18 protein-coding genes are annotated in these 16,859 nt (G+C 62.6%); 5 read left to right on the top strand and 13 right to left on the bottom strand.

The features are described 5' to 3' along the window. Nucleotides 1–5: 5 nt before the first annotated feature. Entirely contained in the window at nucleotides 6–1,490 is a 1,485-nt protein-coding gene (locus FHY55_RS07750) for an inorganic phosphate transporter (protein WP_140013639.1), read from the bottom strand. Nucleotides 1,491–1,566: 76 nt separating this feature from the next. Further along, nucleotides 1,567–2,025: an NUDIX hydrolase gene (locus FHY55_RS07745; protein WP_140013638.1), complete on the bottom strand. Its 459-nt coding sequence runs from the start codon at nucleotides 2,023–2,025 to the stop codon at nucleotides 1,567–1,569. A 161-nt stretch (nucleotides 2,026–2,186) separates the two neighbouring features. On the opposite strand from FHY55_RS07745, the gene FHY55_RS07740 reads away from it, so the two are divergent. From FHY55_RS07740 to FHY55_RS07725, 4 genes are all read left to right on the top strand, one after another. Then, complete coding sequence (locus tag FHY55_RS07740) at nucleotides 2,187–3,035, top strand: carbohydrate ABC transporter permease (RefSeq protein ID WP_140013637.1); 849 nt, start codon at nucleotides 2,187–2,189, stop codon at nucleotides 3,033–3,035. Further along, nucleotides 3,032–3,820 (top strand): carbohydrate ABC transporter permease, encoded by a 789-nt coding sequence (locus FHY55_RS07735; protein ID WP_140013636.1) that lies wholly within the window; start codon nucleotides 3,032–3,034, stop codon nucleotides 3,818–3,820. Before FHY55_RS07740 ends, FHY55_RS07735 begins: the two co-directional genes overlap by 4 nt. A 203-nt stretch (nucleotides 3,821–4,023) precedes the next feature. Continuing rightward, the gene (locus FHY55_RS07730) at nucleotides 4,024–4,464 is read left to right on the top strand and encodes a hypothetical protein (RefSeq protein ID WP_140013635.1); all 441 of its coding nucleotides are present in this window, start codon (nucleotides 4,024–4,026) and stop codon (nucleotides 4,462–4,464) included. 163 nt (nucleotides 4,465–4,627) lie between these two features. Further along, nucleotides 4,628–5,116, top strand: a complete 489-nt coding sequence (locus FHY55_RS07725) for a hypothetical protein (protein ID WP_140013634.1) — start codon at nucleotides 4,628–4,630, stop codon at nucleotides 5,114–5,116. 78 nt (nucleotides 5,117–5,194) lie between these two features. Here the strand turns inward: FHY55_RS07725 and FHY55_RS07720 are convergent, their stop codons facing one another. The 8 genes from FHY55_RS07720 to FHY55_RS07685 form a co-directional block, all read right to left on the bottom strand. Next, on the bottom strand, nucleotides 5,195–6,184 hold the full coding sequence (locus FHY55_RS07720; protein WP_140013633.1) for an ABC transporter substrate-binding protein: 990 nt from the start codon (nucleotides 6,182–6,184) through the stop codon (nucleotides 5,195–5,197). Between the two features lie 56 nt (nucleotides 6,185–6,240). Next, entirely contained in the window at nucleotides 6,241–7,089 is an 849-nt protein-coding gene (locus tag FHY55_RS07715; RefSeq protein ID WP_140013632.1) for an ABC transporter permease, read from the bottom strand. Then, on the bottom strand, nucleotides 7,086–7,964 hold the full coding sequence (locus FHY55_RS07710; RefSeq protein WP_140013631.1) for an ABC transporter permease: 879 nt from the start codon (nucleotides 7,962–7,964) through the stop codon (nucleotides 7,086–7,088). The genes FHY55_RS07715 and FHY55_RS07710 overlap by 4 nt, the downstream gene beginning before the upstream one ends. An 84-nt stretch (nucleotides 7,965–8,048) precedes the next feature. Continuing rightward, nucleotides 8,049–8,870 carry an ABC transporter ATP-binding protein gene (locus FHY55_RS07705; RefSeq protein ID WP_371707533.1) on the bottom strand — a complete coding sequence of 274 codons (822 nt, stop codon included), beginning with the start codon at nucleotides 8,868–8,870 and terminating at the stop codon, nucleotides 8,049–8,051. Next, nucleotides 8,870–10,324, bottom strand: a complete 1,455-nt coding sequence (gene hydA / locus FHY55_RS07700) for a dihydropyrimidinase (protein WP_140013630.1) — start codon at nucleotides 10,322–10,324, stop codon at nucleotides 8,870–8,872. Before hydA ends, FHY55_RS07705 begins: the two co-directional genes overlap by 1 nt. A 16-nt stretch (nucleotides 10,325–10,340) precedes the next feature. Next, nucleotides 10,341–11,087, bottom strand: coding sequence for an endo alpha-1,4 polygalactosaminidase (locus FHY55_RS07695; RefSeq protein ID WP_140013629.1), 747 nt, complete (start codon nucleotides 11,085–11,087; stop codon nucleotides 10,341–10,343). Nucleotides 11,088–11,096: 9 nt separating this feature from the next. Next, complete coding sequence (locus FHY55_RS07690; protein WP_140013628.1) at nucleotides 11,097–11,354, bottom strand: hypothetical protein; 258 nt, start codon at nucleotides 11,352–11,354, stop codon at nucleotides 11,097–11,099. Then, the gene (locus tag FHY55_RS07685; protein ID WP_140013627.1) at nucleotides 11,351–12,601 is read right to left on the bottom strand and encodes a Zn-dependent hydrolase; all 1,251 of its coding nucleotides are present in this window, start codon (nucleotides 12,599–12,601) and stop codon (nucleotides 11,351–11,353) included. The genes FHY55_RS07690 and FHY55_RS07685 overlap by 4 nt, the downstream gene beginning before the upstream one ends. A 221-nt stretch (nucleotides 12,602–12,822) precedes the next feature. Between FHY55_RS07685 and FHY55_RS07680 the strand changes: the two genes are divergently transcribed. Further along, nucleotides 12,823–13,446, top strand: coding sequence for a TetR family transcriptional regulator C-terminal domain-containing protein (locus FHY55_RS07680; protein WP_140013626.1), 624 nt, complete (start codon nucleotides 12,823–12,825; stop codon nucleotides 13,444–13,446). Between the two features lie 9 nt (nucleotides 13,447–13,455). Here FHY55_RS07680 and FHY55_RS07675 read toward each other — a convergent pair whose 3' ends face one another. The 3 genes from FHY55_RS07675 to FHY55_RS07665 form a co-directional block, all read right to left on the bottom strand. Next, nucleotides 13,456–14,007 (bottom strand): hypothetical protein, encoded by a 552-nt coding sequence (locus tag FHY55_RS07675; protein ID WP_140013625.1) that lies wholly within the window; start codon nucleotides 14,005–14,007, stop codon nucleotides 13,456–13,458. A 157-nt stretch (nucleotides 14,008–14,164) separates the two neighbouring features. Then, on the bottom strand, nucleotides 14,165–15,469 hold the full coding sequence (gene preA / locus FHY55_RS07670; RefSeq protein ID WP_140013624.1) for an NAD-dependent dihydropyrimidine dehydrogenase subunit PreA: 1,305 nt from the start codon (nucleotides 15,467–15,469) through the stop codon (nucleotides 14,165–14,167). A gap of 3 nt (nucleotides 15,470–15,472) precedes the next feature. After that, nucleotides 15,473–16,810, bottom strand: a complete 1,338-nt coding sequence (locus tag FHY55_RS07665; protein WP_140013623.1) for an NAD(P)-dependent oxidoreductase — start codon at nucleotides 16,808–16,810, stop codon at nucleotides 15,473–15,475. Nucleotides 16,811–16,859: the final 49 nt, after the last annotated feature.

The raw sequence follows: 16,859 nt of genomic DNA, 5'->3' as shown, positions 1-16,859 counted from the left end.
TCTCCTTATCCAGCAACCGTCACCATGCCCCAGAACAGCAGCGCCGAAAGCACGGCGGCGGCCGGGACGGTGATGATCCACGCGGCTATGATCGTCATGAAATGCGAGCGCCGCACCAGCTTGCGGCGGCGGCGCTCTTCTGCGCCATGCAGCGGGCGGTCGGGCAGCGAGCCGCGCGCCCGCCTCAGCCGCCGCTCATAATCCCACTCGCGGAAGAACCCCACGCCAAAGACCCCGCCCACCGCGATATGGGTCGACGACACCGGCAGCCCCAGCCAGCTGGCCACGATCACCGTGATGGCCGCCGAGAGCGCCACGCAATAGGCCCGCATCGGGTTCAGCTTGGTGATCTGGCTGCCCACCATCCGGATCAGCTTGGGGCCAAAGAGGAAGAGGCCAAAGCTGATGCCCAGCGCGCCGATCACCATCACCCAATAGGGAATGGCCACCGCATGGGTGAAATCCCCGGTGCCCAGCGCCTGCACAATCGCCGCCAGCGGGCCAACCGCATTGGCCACGTCATTGGCCCCGTGGGCAAAGCTGAGCAGCGCCGCAGAGACGATGAGCGGAATGCCAAAGAGCACCTTCAGCGAGCGGTTGCGGTTTTCCAGCCCTTCGGATTGGCGGCGGATCACCGGGATCATCACCAGCCAGATCAGCACCGCCACGGCAACGCCCGCGCCCAGTGCGGTCAGCATGTCGATCTTCACCAGCTTCTTGATGCCCTTCAGCGCGATATAGCTGGCAAAGGCCCCGCCCATGATGCCCACCAGCACCGGCACCCAGCGCCGCGCGGCGGCGATCTTGTCATCGACGTAAATGATGTTGGATTTGATGAACCACAGGAAGCCCGCAGCGATGATGCCGCCCAGCACCGGCGAAATCACCCAGCTCGCCGCAATCGCGCCCATGGTGCCCCAGCTCACGGCGGCAAAGCCCGCGGCGGCAATGCCCGCGCCCATCACCCCGCCCACAACGCTGTGGGTGGTCGAAACCGGCGCGCCGACCCATGTGGCAAGGTTCACCCAAAGCGCGGAAGAGAGCAGCGCCGCCATCATCGCCCAAACGAAGGTGTTGGCAGAGCCCATGCTATCGGGCGCGATGATCCCCTTGGCAATGGTGCTCACCACATCGCCGCCCGCAATCAGCGCACCCGCGCTCTCGAACACGGCGGCAATGGCAATCGCCCCGCCCATGGTCAGCGCATTCGCCCCCACCGCCGGGCCCATGTTGTTGGCCACGTCATTGGCACCGATGTTCAGCGCCATATAGGCCCCGAAGACGGCGGCGATGATCACGATGAAACTGCTGGTGGTTTGTCCGAAAATGAGCGCGGCCACGAGGCCCGCAAGCACCACGAAGACAAAGGCGATGCCATAGCCCACCATCGGCCGCGCCACGTATCCCGTGGCAAGCTCGAGGTTGGAGATGCGGCCTAGGTCACGGTCCAGCGTTTCCAGATGGCTGGCGTCATAGTCGGATTCTGACACAGTCGGCCTCTCTCCCCCAATTGCATTGGAGGGTGTTCTTCCCGCAGGCGCTCATGGTGTCAACCGGCCAGGCGGGTCAAAGCGCGCGCAAAATGTCCTGCAATTCCGGTTCCCGCACCATATTGGCCGCCTCATCGGGGCTCACCCACATGCGCTTGCGCTCGCTGGCCTCGGGGAAATCCGCGGCCAGTTCTTCCACCGCAACGGGGTAAACCAGCGTTTCCACCGGCACGCCCCAGCCGTCATCATGGGTCTTTTCGTAGGTGTAGCTGCCAATCGCCTTCTTGGACACCTTCCGGCTGCGCACCCCGGCCTCTTCCCAGGCTTCCTGAAGCGCCGCCCCGGCAGAGTCCTTGCCGCGCATCGGCCAGCCCTTGGGAATGATCCAGCGGCCCGTGCCCCGGCTGGTGACGAGCAAAACTTCTTTCTCGCCCTCGGTCCGACGATAGCACAGCGCTGCAACCTGCAAACGCGGCGGGCGCTGCAGCATAGGGCGCAAAAATTCGTCCCAAGCGAGACGGACGTGTCTGATCATCGTGAACCTGCCGATAGTCTTCTTTTTCCTTAAGATACTTAAATAGGGCATTCGTTAACAAATTGCAAAGTTTTGCCGGGTTCCCACCGCTCCGCTGGCTTGACAGGGGGTCGAGGCGGCCCTCTTTTGTGTCACATGTTAACCACCGACGCCCACCAAACATGAGCCCGCAGCGCAATCGCGCATGGTTCTTGGTGTTGCCCGCCGTCGCGGTCATGGGCTTTGTTGCGGTGCTGCCGCTGCTGACGGTGCTCAACTATTCCCTTCACGACATCTTCACCCTCGAAAGCCGCTACTGGATCGGGCTGGAATGGTATGAAGAGATCATCACCTCGCAGCGCTTCTGGGCCAGCCTTGCCCGCTCGGCGCTTTTTTCTGCCATCGTACTCTCGATCCAGATACCGCTGGGCATCGCCGTGGCCCTACTGCTGCGCTCCACCCGGCACCCCACGCTCTACCTCATGGCCCTCGCCCTGCCGCTGGTGGTGCCGTGGAACATGATCCCCGGCATGTGGCTTTCGCTCGTCTCCCCCGGCGGCCTCCTCTCCGGCCCGCTGGCCGCCATCGGCTTCGATTACAAGTTCACCGCGCTCCACACATGGGCGCTGATCGTGACGATGGACACATGGCACTGGCTCGGCCTCGTGGTCATCCTCTCCTACGCCGGGCTCTCCGCCATCCCCCGCCCCTATTACCAAGCCGCCGAGATAGACGGTGCCTCCCGCGCCGCCATCTTCCGCCATATCGAACTGCCCAAGATCGCCGGGGCGCTCACCATCGTGCTGCTGCTGCGCTTCGTCGACAGCTTCATGATCTATACCGAGGCTTTCCGCATCAACGCAGGCGGCCCGCAAGGGGCCACCACCTTCCTCTCGCTCGACCTCGGCGAAGAGATTAACGGCTTCTCCTACGGCTCCGCGGCAGCCCGGGCGATGACCTACTTCCTGATCGTCATCACCGTGGTCTGGGCCTTCGTGCAGGTCACCCGCCGCCGCGAGGCCAGCCCATGAGCCACGCCACCCGGATGCTCGCGCTTGCCGCGCTGCTGCTCTTCATCGCCCTGCCGCTGGTGCAAACCGTGATGCTCTCTTTCACCGCCACCCTGCCGCGTGACGGGGTGGAGCCCGGCCAGTTCACCCTGCGGAACTACATCCACATCTTCCAGTCGCCCGCGCTCGTGGCCTCCATCGGCAACAGCTTCCTCTACGTCTCGCTCAACGTCGCGCTCTGCCTCGCCGCCGGTCTGCCCGCGGCTTACGCCTTCTCGCGCTACCGTTTCACCGGCGACAGGCACCTGCTGTTTGCAATGCTTGCCTTCCGCGTCACCCCGCCCGTGGTGCTCTCGCTTCCGATCTTCATCCTGTTTTCAAAGGTCGGCCTGGTGAACTCGCCTGTCGGCATCGCGCTGGTGCACTGCGTCTTCAACCTGCCCGTGGCGATCTGGATATTGGAAAGCTTCATCTCCGCCGTGCCGCGCGAGTTTGACGAAACCGCCTTTCTCGACGGCCAGTCGCTGCGCGGCTTCTTTTTCACCAAGCTGATCCCGGCTATCGCCCCCGGCATCGGGGTGGCGGCCTTCTTCTGCTTCATCTTCTCATGGGTCGAAGTGGTGTTTGCCCGCATCCTCACCGGCACAGGCGGCAAACCGATCACCATGGCGATCAACGCGCTCTTCTCGTTCCGCACCGATACCGGCCTCGTCATGGCGATGACGGTGTTTTCGTTGCTGCCCGGCGTGCTGATGATCGTCTTCGTGCGCCGCCACATTGCGCGGGGCTTCGTGATCCGCACCTGAGCGAGGCATTAACCATCCCGTCACTTTTGCTGGCGGCGTTAACGTCTTGCCCACCCCTATGAATATATCGTGTCAGATATGGGGTCCGTTAACGCAGGAGCTTGAAAACAATGACTATGGTGAGGCTCGATACACAGGGTCAATCGTCGCAGTCCCTCGCCCTCCCGGCGCAGGTGCTGGCAGCACGGCACCGGCAAAATACGGTGTCTGCACAATCAACCGATATCCGGCCACCCGAACAGGCCGAAGCCGCCGCCAAGCCGGGGCTCGACACCGCGCGCGACGAGGCCCTTGGCCCGGATGGAGAGCGCCGCCCTCCCCCGCCGCTGAAGGAGTATGCCCGCATCCCCACCGCTATGACGGCAGAGATCCTCCGGCTGCAGGAGGAGGCGCTGGAAAAGGCGCAAGAGGCCACCGAGGCTGAAGGCCAGGCCGAAACCGCGCGTGCCGCCGCTGCTCAGGCCGAAAAGGCCGAAGAGGCCGCCCGCGCCGCCGAAGCCTCCGCCGCGCAGGTTGAAAGCGCAAGTGCCTCGGGCGCAGCCGCGTCACCATCGGCGCAAACGCCTGCCACCAGCTTTGCGGCGGATATCACCGCGCTGAACGACACCGGCAGCGCCGCCAGCCAGCTGGACCATCAGGCCTGACGCCCCCGCGCCCGGCCTGCCCCCACCCAGCCGCCAACGCCCGCCCCCACAGGGGCGGCGCGGGCCGCTGTTACGCTACATTCACTTTGCCCGGCCCCGGCCTCCTGCTAGGCTCGTCCTGCATTTGAGCACCTAAAACCTGATTCAATCGCAAGGAACGCCTATGTCCGCCCCTGACTGGCTGCAAAAAATCCAATGGAGCGCCCCCTACCGGCTCTCCGAACTTATCGCAGACCCCAAGAAGATCCCGACCTTCGAAGGCTTCTACGCCTTCAACCTCGATCCCGGCCCGCTGCAAATCGGCCGCGTGCTCTACATCGGCGAAACCGAGCGCACTGGCGGGTTGCGCGCACGCCTGCGCAGCTACCTTCCGGCTGACCCGACCAAAAGCAAAGAAGACCACTCCGGCGCACTCTGGATCCATTGGCACCGCATCAAAGACAGCCTCGGGCCGGATGCGCTCACAGAGCCTTGGGGCAAAATCTCGCACCGCGCCAAACCCACCAATGACAGCCGCATTTACCTGCGATGGTCCGGCTGGGAGAGCGACAAGAAGCAGCGGCAAGCAGTCGAAACCGGGCTGATGCAGTATTACCAAGCTTGGTACAACAAGCGGCAGATGAAGAAGGACATCGACCTCGAAACCATCTGATCAAGCAAAAGGCCCGCCCGGTCTCCCCGGCGGGCCAAGTCTTGTAGGGTGGGCAATCTGCCCACCACTCGCGCCAGCTTACTGAAGCGCCTCGTCGGTGATCTCCAGCGTATAGGCCATGCCTTCCGGCTCCTTGGTGATCGCCGGGTTGTCTTCCGACACCGCCGAAAGCAGCGTGGCCACCGTCTGCTCATAATCGGCAGGGGCGAGCGCGCCATTCGAGCCCGCCGTCAGCTTGGCCACTTCGCTCATCATGTATTTCTGATGGTCAAGCGTCTGTGCGCCGGTCTCGTCGTTGTCCACCACGATCTCCGCGGCTTCATCCGGGTTTTCCTCGGCGTATTTCCAGCCCTTCATCGAGGCCCGCACAAAGCGCACCATCTTCTCCTTGAAGGCATCGTCGCTCAGGTTTTCCTCCATCACGTAAAGGCCGTCTTCCATCATGCCGACGCCCTGCTCGAGGTAGTTGAAGGTCACCAGCTCATCTTCGGAAATGCCAGCATCCAGCACCTGGCCGTATTCGTTGTAGGTCATCACCGAGATGCAATCGGCCTGCTTTTGCAGCAGCGGATCCACGTTGAACGCCTGCTTCAGCACTTCCACACCATCTTCGCCGCCCTCGGTCGGCAGGCCCAGCTTGGCCATCCACGCATAGAACGGATACTCATTGCCGAAGAACCAGACGCCAAGCGTCTTGCCGGCAAAGTCCTCGGGGCTGGAGATGCCCGTTTCTTTCAGGCAGGTCAGCTGCAAGCCACCGCTCTTGAACGGCTGGGCAATGTTCACCAGCGGCACACCGCGCTCGCGCGCTGCAAGGCCCGCGGCCATCCACGTCACGATCACATCGGCGCCGCCGCCCGCAATCACCTGCTCGGGCGCAATATCCGGCCCGCCGGGCTTGATGGTGACGTTCAGGTCTTCCTCTTCATAAAAGCCCTTCTCCTGCGCCACGTAGTAGCCCGCGAATTGCGCCTGGGTGACCCACTTGAGTTGCAGCGTCACGTCATCCGCGGCCTGCGCGGCCCCCGCCGCCAGCGCCAGCCCGGCGCCCAATACAAACTTCTTCATTTTCACTCTCCTTGTTGGTCTTCGTTATGCGCTCCCCGGCGCGGTTTTCCTCCCAATCAGCCAACCCTCTGGCTCGGATGCCAGAAAGTGACGAACTTCTCGATCATCGCCACGATGCCATAAAAGGCCGTTCCCACAAGCGCGGCCACGGCGATCTCGGCCCAGACCAGATCAATCGCCAGCCGCCCCACCCCGGTCGAAATCCGAAAGCCCATGCCCTTCACCGGCGAGCCGAAGTACTCGGCCACAATCGCCCCGATCAGCGCCAGCGTGGTGGCAATCTTCAGCCCGTTGAACACAAAGGGCATGGCGGCGGGCAGCCGCAATTTCAGCATCGTCTGCCAATAGCTCGCCGCGTAGGTGCGCATCAGGTCGCGCTGCATGGCCTCGGTTTCCTTCAGCCCCTGCACCACGTTCACCAGCACCGGAAAGAACACCATCGCCACCACCACCGCGGCCTTGGAATGCCAGTCAAAGCCAAACCAGCTGACGAGGATGGGCGCGATCCCCACAATCGGCAGGGCGGCAACGAAATTGCCGATGGGCAGCAGCCCGGCTGTCAAAAAGGCGCTCCGGTCGATCAGGATGGCGGTCACAAAGGCCACCCCACAGCCGATCAGGTAGCCCGAAAGCGCGCCCTTCAGCACCGTTTGCACAAAGTCTTCCCAGAGCGTCTCGGTCGAGTTGGCAAAGGTCACGGCAATGTCGCTCGGCGCGGGCAGGATCACCGGGCTCACCTCCAGCCCCCGCACCAGCCCCTGCCACAGCACCAGCACCGCGAGGCCAAAGATCACCGGCACCGCGATCCGCACCGCGCGGGCCTTGCGCCAGCGCGAGCGGGCCAGTGCCACGTTCAACGCCCACGTCGCCAGCCAGAAGGCCAGAGCTGCGCCCACCGCCATCATCGCGCCATCCCCATCCGCTTCAGCACCACAGCCTGCACCCCGCCGATCACCGTCACCAGCACGCCCGCAAGGATCGCGGCGGCGAAGAGCGCCGCCCAAATCGCCAGCGGCGTGCCGAACTGATCACCGATCAAGATGCGCGCACCCAGCCCGCTGATTGCCCCGGTCGGCAATTCGCCAATGATGGTGCCCACCAATGCCGCGGCGATAGCCACCTTCATCGAGGTAAAGAAATACGGCATCGAGGCCGGCAGCCGCAGTTTGAAGAAGCTCTCCGCGCCGCTGGCGTTGTAGGTTTTGAGCAGGTCGAGCTGTTGATGCGAGGGCGAGTTCAACCCCTTCACCATGCCCACCATCACCGGAAAGTAGCACAGGTAGGCCGAGATAATCGCCTTGGGCACCCCCCGCCCCTCGATCCCCACCGCGTTGGAAAGGACCACGATCATCGGGGCCAGCGCCACAATCGGGATGGTCTGGCTGACGATGGCCCAAGGCATCAGGCTCATCTCGGCCACCCGGCTGTAGGTGATCGCCACCGCGCCGAGGATGCCCAGCGCAACCCCCAGCGCAAAACCCGTGAGCGTGGAGCCAAGGGTGATCGCACCGTGGTAGATGAGCGAACGCTTGGAAAGGGCCTTGCCGCGCAGCGCCATGTCGCCCGTGGTCTTCCACAGCTCGGTGGCCACCTGATGCGGCGCCGGAAGCCGGGGCCGGTCCTGGTTCATCGTCGCGGTAAAGAGCTCTCCGGCAGAAAGTTCCTGCCCGGCCCGCTCGGCCTGTGCCAGCGCCCAGGGCGTGTTCATCCGCCATGCGCCGAGGTACCAGACGGCGGTGAGCACGGCGAGCACCGCAAGGACGGGGAGCGCGCGGTGCATTAATTTACCAAGCCATGCGCTCTACGCATGCCTATGGGTTGTGCATGGGGTGTGCATCGGTTGTGCCCCCTTTGCATTTTAGGGTTAATCCTCATCCGAATGCCCCGCTCTCAGCCCCTCACGTACCCTGTGCGCCACTTCAATAAACTCCCGCGAGTCCCTGATATCCAACGGCCTTTCGGTCGGGAGCGGGCTGTCGATAACGTCCGAGATCCGCCCCGGGCGCGGCGACATGACGACAATCTTGGTTGAGAGATAGACCGCTTCGGGTATGGAATGGGTAACAAAGCCAATCGTCTTGCCCGTCCGGGCCCAAAGCGCCAGCAATTGCTCGTTCAGATGGTCGCGGACAATCTCGTCAAGCGCGCCAAAGGGTTCATCCATCAGCAGGATCTCGGCATCAAAGGCCAATGCCCGTGCAATCGAGGCCCGCTGCTGCATCCCGCCCGAAAGCTGCCAAGGGTATTTGCCGCCAAACCCTTCCAGATCAACCAGTTGCAGCACGTTTCTCACGCGCTCTTCCTGCTCGGCCTTGTCAAACCCCATGATCTCCAGCGGCAGCTTGATGTTGCCCGCAATGGTCCGCCACGGATAGAGCCCGGCGGCCTGAAAGACATAGCCGTAAGCCCTTGATTTGCGGGCCTGCTCCGGGGTCATCCCGTTCACGCTCAGGCTGCCGCCCGTTGGCGTTTCGAGCGCCGCGATGCAACGCAGAAAAGTTGTCTTCCCGCAGCCCGAAGGCCCGATAAAGCTGACGAACTCGCCCTTGCCGATATCGAGCGAAACGCCCTTCAGCGCATGCACCGGCCCGTCATTCGTTTTGAAGGTCAGGTCAAGATTTTCGGCGCGGATGACCGTTTCGCTCATGTCGTTTTCTTCCGGCTTTCCAGCGGCTTCGACCTGCATCAAACCCCCGTCGCCGGAATGCCGGAACGTTCCACCGGGCGGGGCGCCGTGAGGGCCTTCCAGGTCGAAAGCGCCTTGTTAACGGTTGCGTTAGGCTCTCGTGCTACAAACTGCCCGTGGCCTTCCTTGGTGCGGATCTCGCCGTCATGCACCGCCACATGGCCGCGCGTCAGGGTAAACCGGGGCAAGCCCTTCACGTGCTGGCCTTCGAACACGTTGTAATCGATGGAGGATTGTTGAGAGCCCGCAGTAATCGTCTTTTCCTTTTTCGGGTCCCAAACCACGATGTCGGCATCGGCGCCAACAAGGATCGCACCCTTTTTCGGGTAGCAATTCAGGATCTTGGCGATGTTGGTTGATGTAACGGCTACAAACTCGTTCGGCGTCAGCCGCCCGGTTTCCACGCCCTGGGTCCAGAGCATCGGCATCCGGTCTTCCAGCCCGCCGGTGCCATTCGGGATTTTCGAGAAGTCACCCACCCCATAGCGCTTTTGCTCCGTGGTGAAGGCACAGTGATCGGTCGCCACGACCGAGAGCGAGCCACTTTGCAGGCCCGCCCAAAGGCTGTCTTGGTGCTTCTTGTTGCGGAAGGGCGGCGACATCACCCGCCGTGCGGCATGATCCCAATCGGCGTTGAAATACTCGCTCTCATCCAGCGTCAGGTGCTGGATCAGCGGCTCGCCCCAAACCCGCTTGCCGTTCTGCTTGGCCCGTCGGATCGCCTCATGCGCCTCCTCGCAGGAGGTATGCACCACATAGAGCGGCACGCCCGCCATATCGGCGATCATGATGGCCCGGTTGGTCGCCTCGCCCTCCACCTGAGAGGGGCGCGAATAGGCATGGCCTTCCGGCCCGGTGTTGCCCTCGGCCAGCAGCTTGGCTGTCAGCTCGGCGACCACATCGCCGTTCTCGGCATGGACCATCGCCGTGGCCCCCAGTTCCGCCAGCCGCTGGAACGACGAATACATCTCGTCATCGTTCACCATCAGCGCGCCCTTATAGGCCATGAAATGCTTGAAGGTGTTGATTCCACGGTCTTTTACAACCGTCTCCATCTCGTTGAACACCTGCTCCCCCCACCATGTCACCGCCATGTGGAAGGAGTAATCGCAGTTCGCGCGGGTGCTCTTGTTGTCCCACCGCTTCAGCGCATCCAGCAGGCTCTCACCCGGGTTCGGCAGGGCAAAATCCACCACCATCGTGGTGCCCCCCGCCAGCGCTGCGCGGGTGCCGCTTTCAAAATCATCGCTGGAATAGGTGCCCATGAAGGGCATCTCAAGGTGGGTGTGCGGATCAATCCCGCCCGGCATCACGTAGCAGCCCGCAGCGTCCAGCACCTCGTCCCCCTTGAGGTCTTTCCCGATCTCCACGATCTGCCCGCCTTCGACCAGAACATCGGCCTCATAGCTCAGATCGGCGGTCACCACTGTGCCGCCCTTGATAACTGCGCTCATGGTCTAACTCCCCGTTTTAATTGCAGGACTTCCCGCCTGCTGTAATTTCGTGGCTCTTCAAGAGCAGCTTGATCCCCAGCGTTTTGCTCTCTTCACAAACCGCATCCCAATCCAAACCCGCATCGTCATATTCAACCGCCAGAACGTCCTTTCCGGCGTCGGTGTAGGGCTTCAGCTCATCACAGAAGTCGTAGGCAAAGCACTCCTCGACCATGATGAAATCCATCTGCCCAACCAGATCAGGCACCAGCTCTGGCGCGTTCTTCTGCGCAACTTCCAGCCCTTGCTCGTTGGCAAACATGGCCAGTTCCCGGATGTAGCCAAGCGCATCCTCGCGCGTCAGCTCGAAGCCGGAGTCATTGTCGTAGACATCCATGTTGTCCATCTCGACAGCCATGAACCCCCGCGCCGCACAATCCTCGATCCGCGCCTTCATGATCTGCGCAACAGCGGGTTTCCGAATGTCGACATAGCGCTCATCCGGCCAGTTCCCGAGCGGCTTGCCCAGCGTGTCTTCGGGAAAGCTGTCCTTGTCGTCGCGGTATTCTTCCCAGCTTCCGATCGAAACGTAGCACACCGGCTTCACGCCGCGCTCGCGCAGGGCCATCACCGTTTTGCGGTCGTGGTCATCCTTGTCGAGCGCGAGGACTTTGACATTGATATCAAGATCATAGGGGTGAGTGAGTTGCCAATCCCAATAGGCCGTTTCGCCGCCGCCGATGATGAAGATGCCAAGGGCCGTCAGTCCCGCCGTGAGTGTCATCGCGTCCTCCTAGCCGATGCAATAGGGCTGCCCGTCAAAGCCCGCGTCGCGCATGTCCTGCGTCGTGACCGGATAGATCGCGCCCTCGTAGAAGATGTAATAGCACGCATCCCGCACCACGATCTGATCAAGCCGCACGTCGGCAGGCACCGCCGCCATCACCTCCTCCGGAATTGGCCCATCCGCCACCGCGTAGCCCGCAGGCACAGCGCTGGGCGTCGGCTGGCAGGCCGCGAGAAACGGCAGCAATATCAGCGCCTTCCTCATTCCACGATCCCCGCCGTATCGACCACCGCATGAAACAGCACATCCGCCCCGGCGGTGGCCCATTCCTTGCTGATCTCCTCGGCCTCATTGTGGCTGAGGCCGTCCACGCAGGGGCACATGACCATCGCCGTTGGGTAAAGATCATTGATCCAGCAGGCGTCATGCCCGGCGCCGGAAACGATATCCATGTGAGAATATCCCAGCCGCTCCGCCGCATTGCGGACCGCCTTCACGCAGCCCTCGTCAAAGGCGGGCGGGTCAAACTGGCCGACGATCTCGGCGGAGAATTCCACCCCGATCTCTTCGCAAAGCTTGGGCGCCTTCTCCATCAGTTCGTCGACCATGGCGTTCAGCTTGTCGAGCAGATGAGTGCGCATATCGACGGTGAACACCGCCTTGCCGGGGATGATGTTGCGCGAGTTGGGGTAAATGTCGATATGCCCGATCGCGCCCACCGCGTTGGGCTGATTTTTCATTGCGATTTCATGCACAAGCTCGGTGACCAGCGCCAACCCGCGCCCGGCGTTCTTGCGCATGTGCATCGGGGTGGAGCCGGTGTGGCTCTCCTTGCCGGTCACCGTGCATTCGATCCAGCGCAGCCCCTGCCCGTGGGTCACAACGCCAATATCCTTGCCCTCGGCTTCAAGGATCGGGCCCTGCTCGATGTGCAGCTCGAAGAGCGCGTGCATCTTGCGGTCGCCCACCTTCTCATCACCCTTCCAGCCAATCCGCTCCAGCTCGTCACCAAAGCGCAAACCCTTGGCATCCACCCGATCATTGGCCCATTCAAGGTCATGCTTGCCGGCAAAAACGCCCGAAGCCAGCATCGCCGGGGCAAAGCGGGTGCCCTCCTCATTGGTCCAATTGACAACCACGATGGGGTGCTTCGTCTTGATATCCATGTCGTTGAGCGAGCGGATAATTTCGAGCCCGCCAAGCACGCCCAGCACGCCATCGTACTTGCCGCCCGTGGGCTGTGTATCGAGGTGGCTCCCAACGTAAACCGGCAGCGCCTCCGGGTCGGTGCCCTCGCGGCGGGCGAACATGTTGCCGATCTCATCGACCCCCATGGTCATCCCCGCGGCCTCGCACCAGCTCTGAAACAGCGCGCGCCCCTCGGCATCCTCATCGGTCAGCGTCTGGCGGTTGTTGCCGCCCGCAATGCCGGGGCCGATCTTGGCCATTTCCATCAGGCTGTCCCACAGCCTGTCACCATTGATCCTGAGATTTTCTCCTGGGGCGGCCATGGGCTCTCCTCGGGTCTTCCTGTCGGACGGCGGGGCCTTTCGGCTCAGCGCCCAGACGTTGTTGTTTGACCAATTGGTCAGGAAGACGCTACCACTCTCGCAACACGGGTCAAGAAAATGCGCCTGATCGGCCCTTCGGCCCCATGAGATTTTAGGCGCAGCCTGCCAAAAGCGGCTGCATTTTGAGCGCTCGGAAAACTGGCGCGAGAGAGGATACGGATTTGGCAGCAAACGGCACGCGGCCGCTCACGCGGATACAGCAGAAAAACACAATCGCCATCCTCGAAGCCGCGCTCGATGTCTTCTCGGCCAAGGGGTTTCGCGGGGCGACAGTTGACCAAATCGCAAAAGCTGCCGGGCTCTCAAAGCCCAATCTGCTCTACTACTTCCCCTCCAAGGAGGCGATCCACCAAACCCTTTTGGCGGGCCTGCTCGACACGTGGCTTGCTCCCCTTCGCGCGATCGACCCGCACGGCAACCCGACCGAAGAAATCCTCACCTACGCCCGCCGAAAGTTGGAGATGAGTCGCGAGATGCCGCGCGAAAGCCGCCTCTTTGCCAATGAGGTTTTGCAGGGCGCGTCCAACCTTGAAACCGTGCTGAAGGGCGAGTTGAAGCCGCTCGTGGATGAGAAGGCCGAGATCATCGCCGGCTGGGTCGCGGAGGGCAAACTGGCGCAGGTGCATCCTTATCACCTGATCTTTTCGATCTGGGCCCTCACACAGCATTACGCCGACTTCGATGTTCAGGTTCGCACCGTCCTGCCAGAAAGCGAAGCGGGTGACCCCTTTGAAGAAGCCACCCGCCATATTGATACGATGTTCCGCAAGCTGCTTGCGGTGTAGCCAAACCGACTAGCCGGAATAGCTCCACTGAAAGCCGTTGCCGACCTTCTTCAGCGGCAGCATCGGGAAGTAGAGCGACTCATAGGACTTGGGCCGATAGTCACAGACAAGGTGGCCCTTTGCATCGCGGATAAAGCAGTAAACGCCATTTTTCGCTTTCCACGCCACCCCGCCGGCGGCGGCGATGGTCATCGCGGTGATGTGGTTGTTGGAGGCCCAGTAACTATAGTCATCCGTGCCAAGGATCGCTTGGCGATACTTCTCCGGCTCTTCCTTGCGCACCTCGTCCACCAGCGTTGCCGTGTGGTCATCAACGGCGGCCTTGACCACGCCGGTGACCATGGCGGGCACGGCCAAGATGGCCCCGGCCACAACACCGGCAACGCCCGCGCCGTAGATCACGGTATCACCCGCATCCGGGCCAGAGCCGGTGGCAATCCAGACGGCGGGTTGCACCACGAGGCCGGCAACGCCGCCCCGAACGCCACTGCCGAGTGCGCGTGTCACCCCTTCAGAGGTAACGGTAACGAGGACGTTGGTGATGGAGTTCTTTGCGGTCATCTGTTCGATCTCCAATGATCTGATTATCAAAAAACGTCGGGCCGGAATAAAATTTGCCCGCTAGGAAATGGGCCGCGACCGGAAAAAAGTGGCGCAGCCCTGCGGCTTAGGTAATAGCGCGGCACGGGCGGATCAATAGGCCCGCCGCGATTTGCCACTATTCTGCGGCCTTCACTGCGCCGGGATTGTTCGGGTGGGTCGTCCAGTTCGCATAGTCTCCAACCGTCCGGCCTGTCCGTGGGTCGGTCGCGCCCTTGGGCAGTTGCTCCATGGTGATGCAATCTTCTACCGGGCAGACATTGACGCAAAGGTTACAGGCCACGCATTCTTCGTCGATCACCTCGAAGGTCCGGTCCTCGCTCATGCTGATCGCTTGGTGCGAGGTATCCTCGCAAGCGGCATAGCAGCGCCCGCATTTGATGCAATCGTCCTGGCTGATCCGGGCCTTGGTGACGTAGTTGAGGTTGAGGTGCTGCCAGTCGGTGACATTGGGCACCGCCATGCCGATGAAATCGGCGGTGGAGGCAAAGCCCTTTTCGTCCATCCAAGATGACAGGCCCGAGCACATCTCCTGCACCACCTTGAAGCCATAGGTCATTGCAGCAGTGCACACCTGCACGTTGCCACAGCCCAGCGCCATGAACTCCGCCGCATCGCGCCAGGTCGTGACCCCGCCGATGCCGCTGATCGGAAGGCCTTGGGTTTCGCGGTTGCGGGCGATCTCGCTAACCATCGACAGCGCAATCGGCTTCACCGCCGGGCCGCAGTAGCCGCCGTGGCTGCCCTTGCCGTCAATCGTGGGCTGCGGACACATCTGGTCAAGGTCAACCGAGGTGATCGAGTTGATGGTGTTGATGAGAGACACCGCATCTGCCCCGCCCAGCTTGGCCGCCGTGGCGGGCTTGCGGATATCGGTGATGTTGGGCGTCAGCTTCACGATCACGGGCTTGGAGTAGTATTTCTTGCACCACTCGGCGACCATCTGAATGTATTCCGGCACCTGCCCCACCGCAGATCCCATGCCGCGCTCGCTCATGCCATGCGGGCAGCCGAAGTTCAGCTCGATGCCGTCCGCGCCGGTTTCTTCAACCAGCGGCAGGATCGCTTTCCAGCTTTCCTCTTCGCAGGGCACCATGAGGGAGACAATCACCGCGCGGTCCGGGTAGTCGGCCTTTACCCGCTTGATCTCTTCGAGGTTGGTGTAGAGGTCGCGGTCGGTGATGAGCTCGATGTTGTTGAGGCCCAACAGCCGCCGGTCGGCGCCGTAGATCGCGCCGTAGCGCGGCCCGTTCACATTCACCACCGGCGGGCCTTCTTCGCCCAGCGTCTTCCAGACAACCCCGCCCCACCCCGCCTCAAAGGCGCGGCGCACGTTGTATTCCTTGTCGGTCGGCGGCGCAGAGGCGAGCCAGAACGGGTTGGGGCTTTTGATACCCAGAAAATCGGTCGTCAGGTCAGCCATGTCTCAGCCCTCCGTCAGCATCTTGTGCATATCTTCTGCGGCATCGCGGCCCTCGGCCACGGCCACCACCGTCAGGTCTTCTCCGGCGGTGCAATCGCCGCCCGCCCAGACCCGCTCCAGATTGGTGCGGCCCGGCCCGGTGACCTTGATCTTGCCGCTCTCGATCTCGATCCGGGGCGAGGCAATATCGAGCCGCTGCCCGATGGCCAGCAGCACCTGATCGGCCTCCAGCACCAACGCTTCGCCAGTGCTCGCCAGCTTGCCATCCGCCCCCGTTTCGGTGCGCTCAAAGGTGATCGCCTCCACCGCGCCCTCTCCGGTGATCGCCGCAGGGCTGGCATTGGTGACAATCGTCACCCCATGCTTGGCCGCGTGGTCCTGCTCCATCACGCTGGCCCCCATCGCATCGCGCCCGCGCCGATACACCATCGAAACGCTCTCGGCCCCCAGCATCTTGGCCTGCACCGCGGCATCCACGGCCGTCATGCCGCCGCCGACAACCACCACCTTGCGCCCAACGGGCAGGGCTGTGGCATCATCTGCCTGCCGCAGACGCGCGATGAAATCCACCGCGTCCTCCACGCTGTCGAGCGTCTCGCCCGGCAGCCCCGGGCGGTTCACCCCGCCAAGGCCGACACCGATGAACACGGCGTCAAAATCTTCCTGAAGCTCGCGGATGGTGAAGGCCTCGCCCAGCTTCACGCCGGTTTCCAGCTTGATGCCGCCGATCCCCAGCAGCCAGTCCGCCTCGCGGGCGGCAAAGTCATCAACCGTCTTGTAAGCGGCAATGCCGTATTCGTTGAGACCGCCCGGCTTTTTGCGAGCGTCATAGAGGGTGACCTCATGGCCATGCATCGCCAGCCGATGCGCACAGGCCAGCCCGGCAGGCCCGGCCCCTACCACGGCCACCCGCTTACCCGTGGGCGCGGCGCGGGTGTAAGGGTGGGTGTTGCCCGCCATTACCTTGTCGGTCGCATAGCGTTGCAGCCGCCCGATCTCTACCGGGTCTTCCTCCGCCGTGTTTCGCACGCAGGCCTCTTCGCACAGCGTCTCCGTGGGGCAGACCCGGGCACACATGCCGCCCAGAATGTTCTGATCGAAGATCGTGCGCCCCGCGTCACCGGGCTTGCCGCCCTGGATCTGGCGGATGAACAACGGAATATCAATCGTTGTGGGGCAGGCCGTTACGCAGGGCGCATCATAGCAAAAGTAGCAACGATCCGCTGCAACGGCAGCCTCATGCGCCCCAAGCGGCGGGTGCATATCTGTGAAGTTCTGCGCGATTTCTTCACCCGAAAGTCGCCCCGGCCGCACTCCCGAGGCATAGCGTGTATCGGTCATCGTGGCTTCCCTGCTGCAATGATCGGTTGAGAGAAGGCTGGCACAGGGT

Source organism: Oceanicola sp. D3 (genome assembly GCF_006351965.1).
Lineage (GTDB): Bacteria > Pseudomonadota > Alphaproteobacteria > Rhodobacterales > Rhodobacteraceae > Vannielia.
The sequence above is the reverse complement of the archived record's forward strand: the minus strand, read 5'-3'. Positions and strand labels throughout refer to the sequence as shown.

What these genes read in the sequence shown, in the direction of transcription:
- FHY55_RS07735 (WP_140013636.1), top strand. Translation starts at nt 3,032, where the DNA reads ATGAGCCACGCCACCCGGATGCTCGCGCTTGCCGCGCTGCTGCTCTTC.
- FHY55_RS07740 (WP_140013637.1), top strand. Translation starts at nt 2,187, where the DNA reads ATGAGCCCGCAGCGCAATCGCGCATGGTTCTTGGTGTTGCCCGCCGTC.
- FHY55_RS07745 (WP_140013638.1), bottom strand. Translation starts at nt 2,025, where the DNA reads ATGATCAGACACGTCCGTCTCGCTTGGGACGAATTTTTGCGCCCTATG.
- FHY55_RS07665 (WP_140013623.1), bottom strand. Translation starts at nt 16,810, where the DNA reads ATGACCGATACACGCTATGCCTCGGGAGTGCGGCCGGGGCGACTTTCG.
- hydA (WP_140013630.1), bottom strand. Translation starts at nt 10,324, where the DNA reads ATGAGCGCAGTTATCAAGGGCGGCACAGTGGTGACCGCCGATCTGAGC.
- FHY55_RS07725 (WP_140013634.1), top strand. Translation starts at nt 4,628, where the DNA reads ATGTCCGCCCCTGACTGGCTGCAAAAAATCCAATGGAGCGCCCCCTAC.
- FHY55_RS07705 (WP_371707533.1), bottom strand. Translation starts at nt 8,870, where the DNA reads ATGCAGGTCGAAGCCGCTGGAAAGCCGGAAGAAAACGACATGAGCGAA.
- FHY55_RS07720 (WP_140013633.1), bottom strand. Translation starts at nt 6,184, where the DNA reads ATGAAGAAGTTTGTATTGGGCGCCGGGCTGGCGCTGGCGGCGGGGGCC.
- FHY55_RS07685 (WP_140013627.1), bottom strand. Translation starts at nt 12,601, where the DNA reads ATGGCCGCCCCAGGAGAAAATCTCAGGATCAATGGTGACAGGCTGTGG.
- FHY55_RS07695 (WP_140013629.1), bottom strand. Translation starts at nt 11,087, where the DNA reads ATGACACTCACGGCGGGACTGACGGCCCTTGGCATCTTCATCATCGGC.
- preA (WP_140013624.1), bottom strand. Translation starts at nt 15,469, where the DNA reads ATGGCTGACCTGACGACCGATTTTCTGGGTATCAAAAGCCCCAACCCG.
- FHY55_RS07715 (WP_140013632.1), bottom strand. Translation starts at nt 7,089, where the DNA reads ATGATGGCGGTGGGCGCAGCTCTGGCCTTCTGGCTGGCGACGTGGGCG.
- FHY55_RS07710 (WP_140013631.1), bottom strand. Translation starts at nt 7,964, where the DNA reads ATGCACCGCGCGCTCCCCGTCCTTGCGGTGCTCGCCGTGCTCACCGCC.
- FHY55_RS07690 (WP_140013628.1), bottom strand. Translation starts at nt 11,354, where the DNA reads ATGAGGAAGGCGCTGATATTGCTGCCGTTTCTCGCGGCCTGCCAGCCG.
- FHY55_RS07675 (WP_140013625.1), bottom strand. Translation starts at nt 14,007, where the DNA reads ATGACCGCAAAGAACTCCATCACCAACGTCCTCGTTACCGTTACCTCT.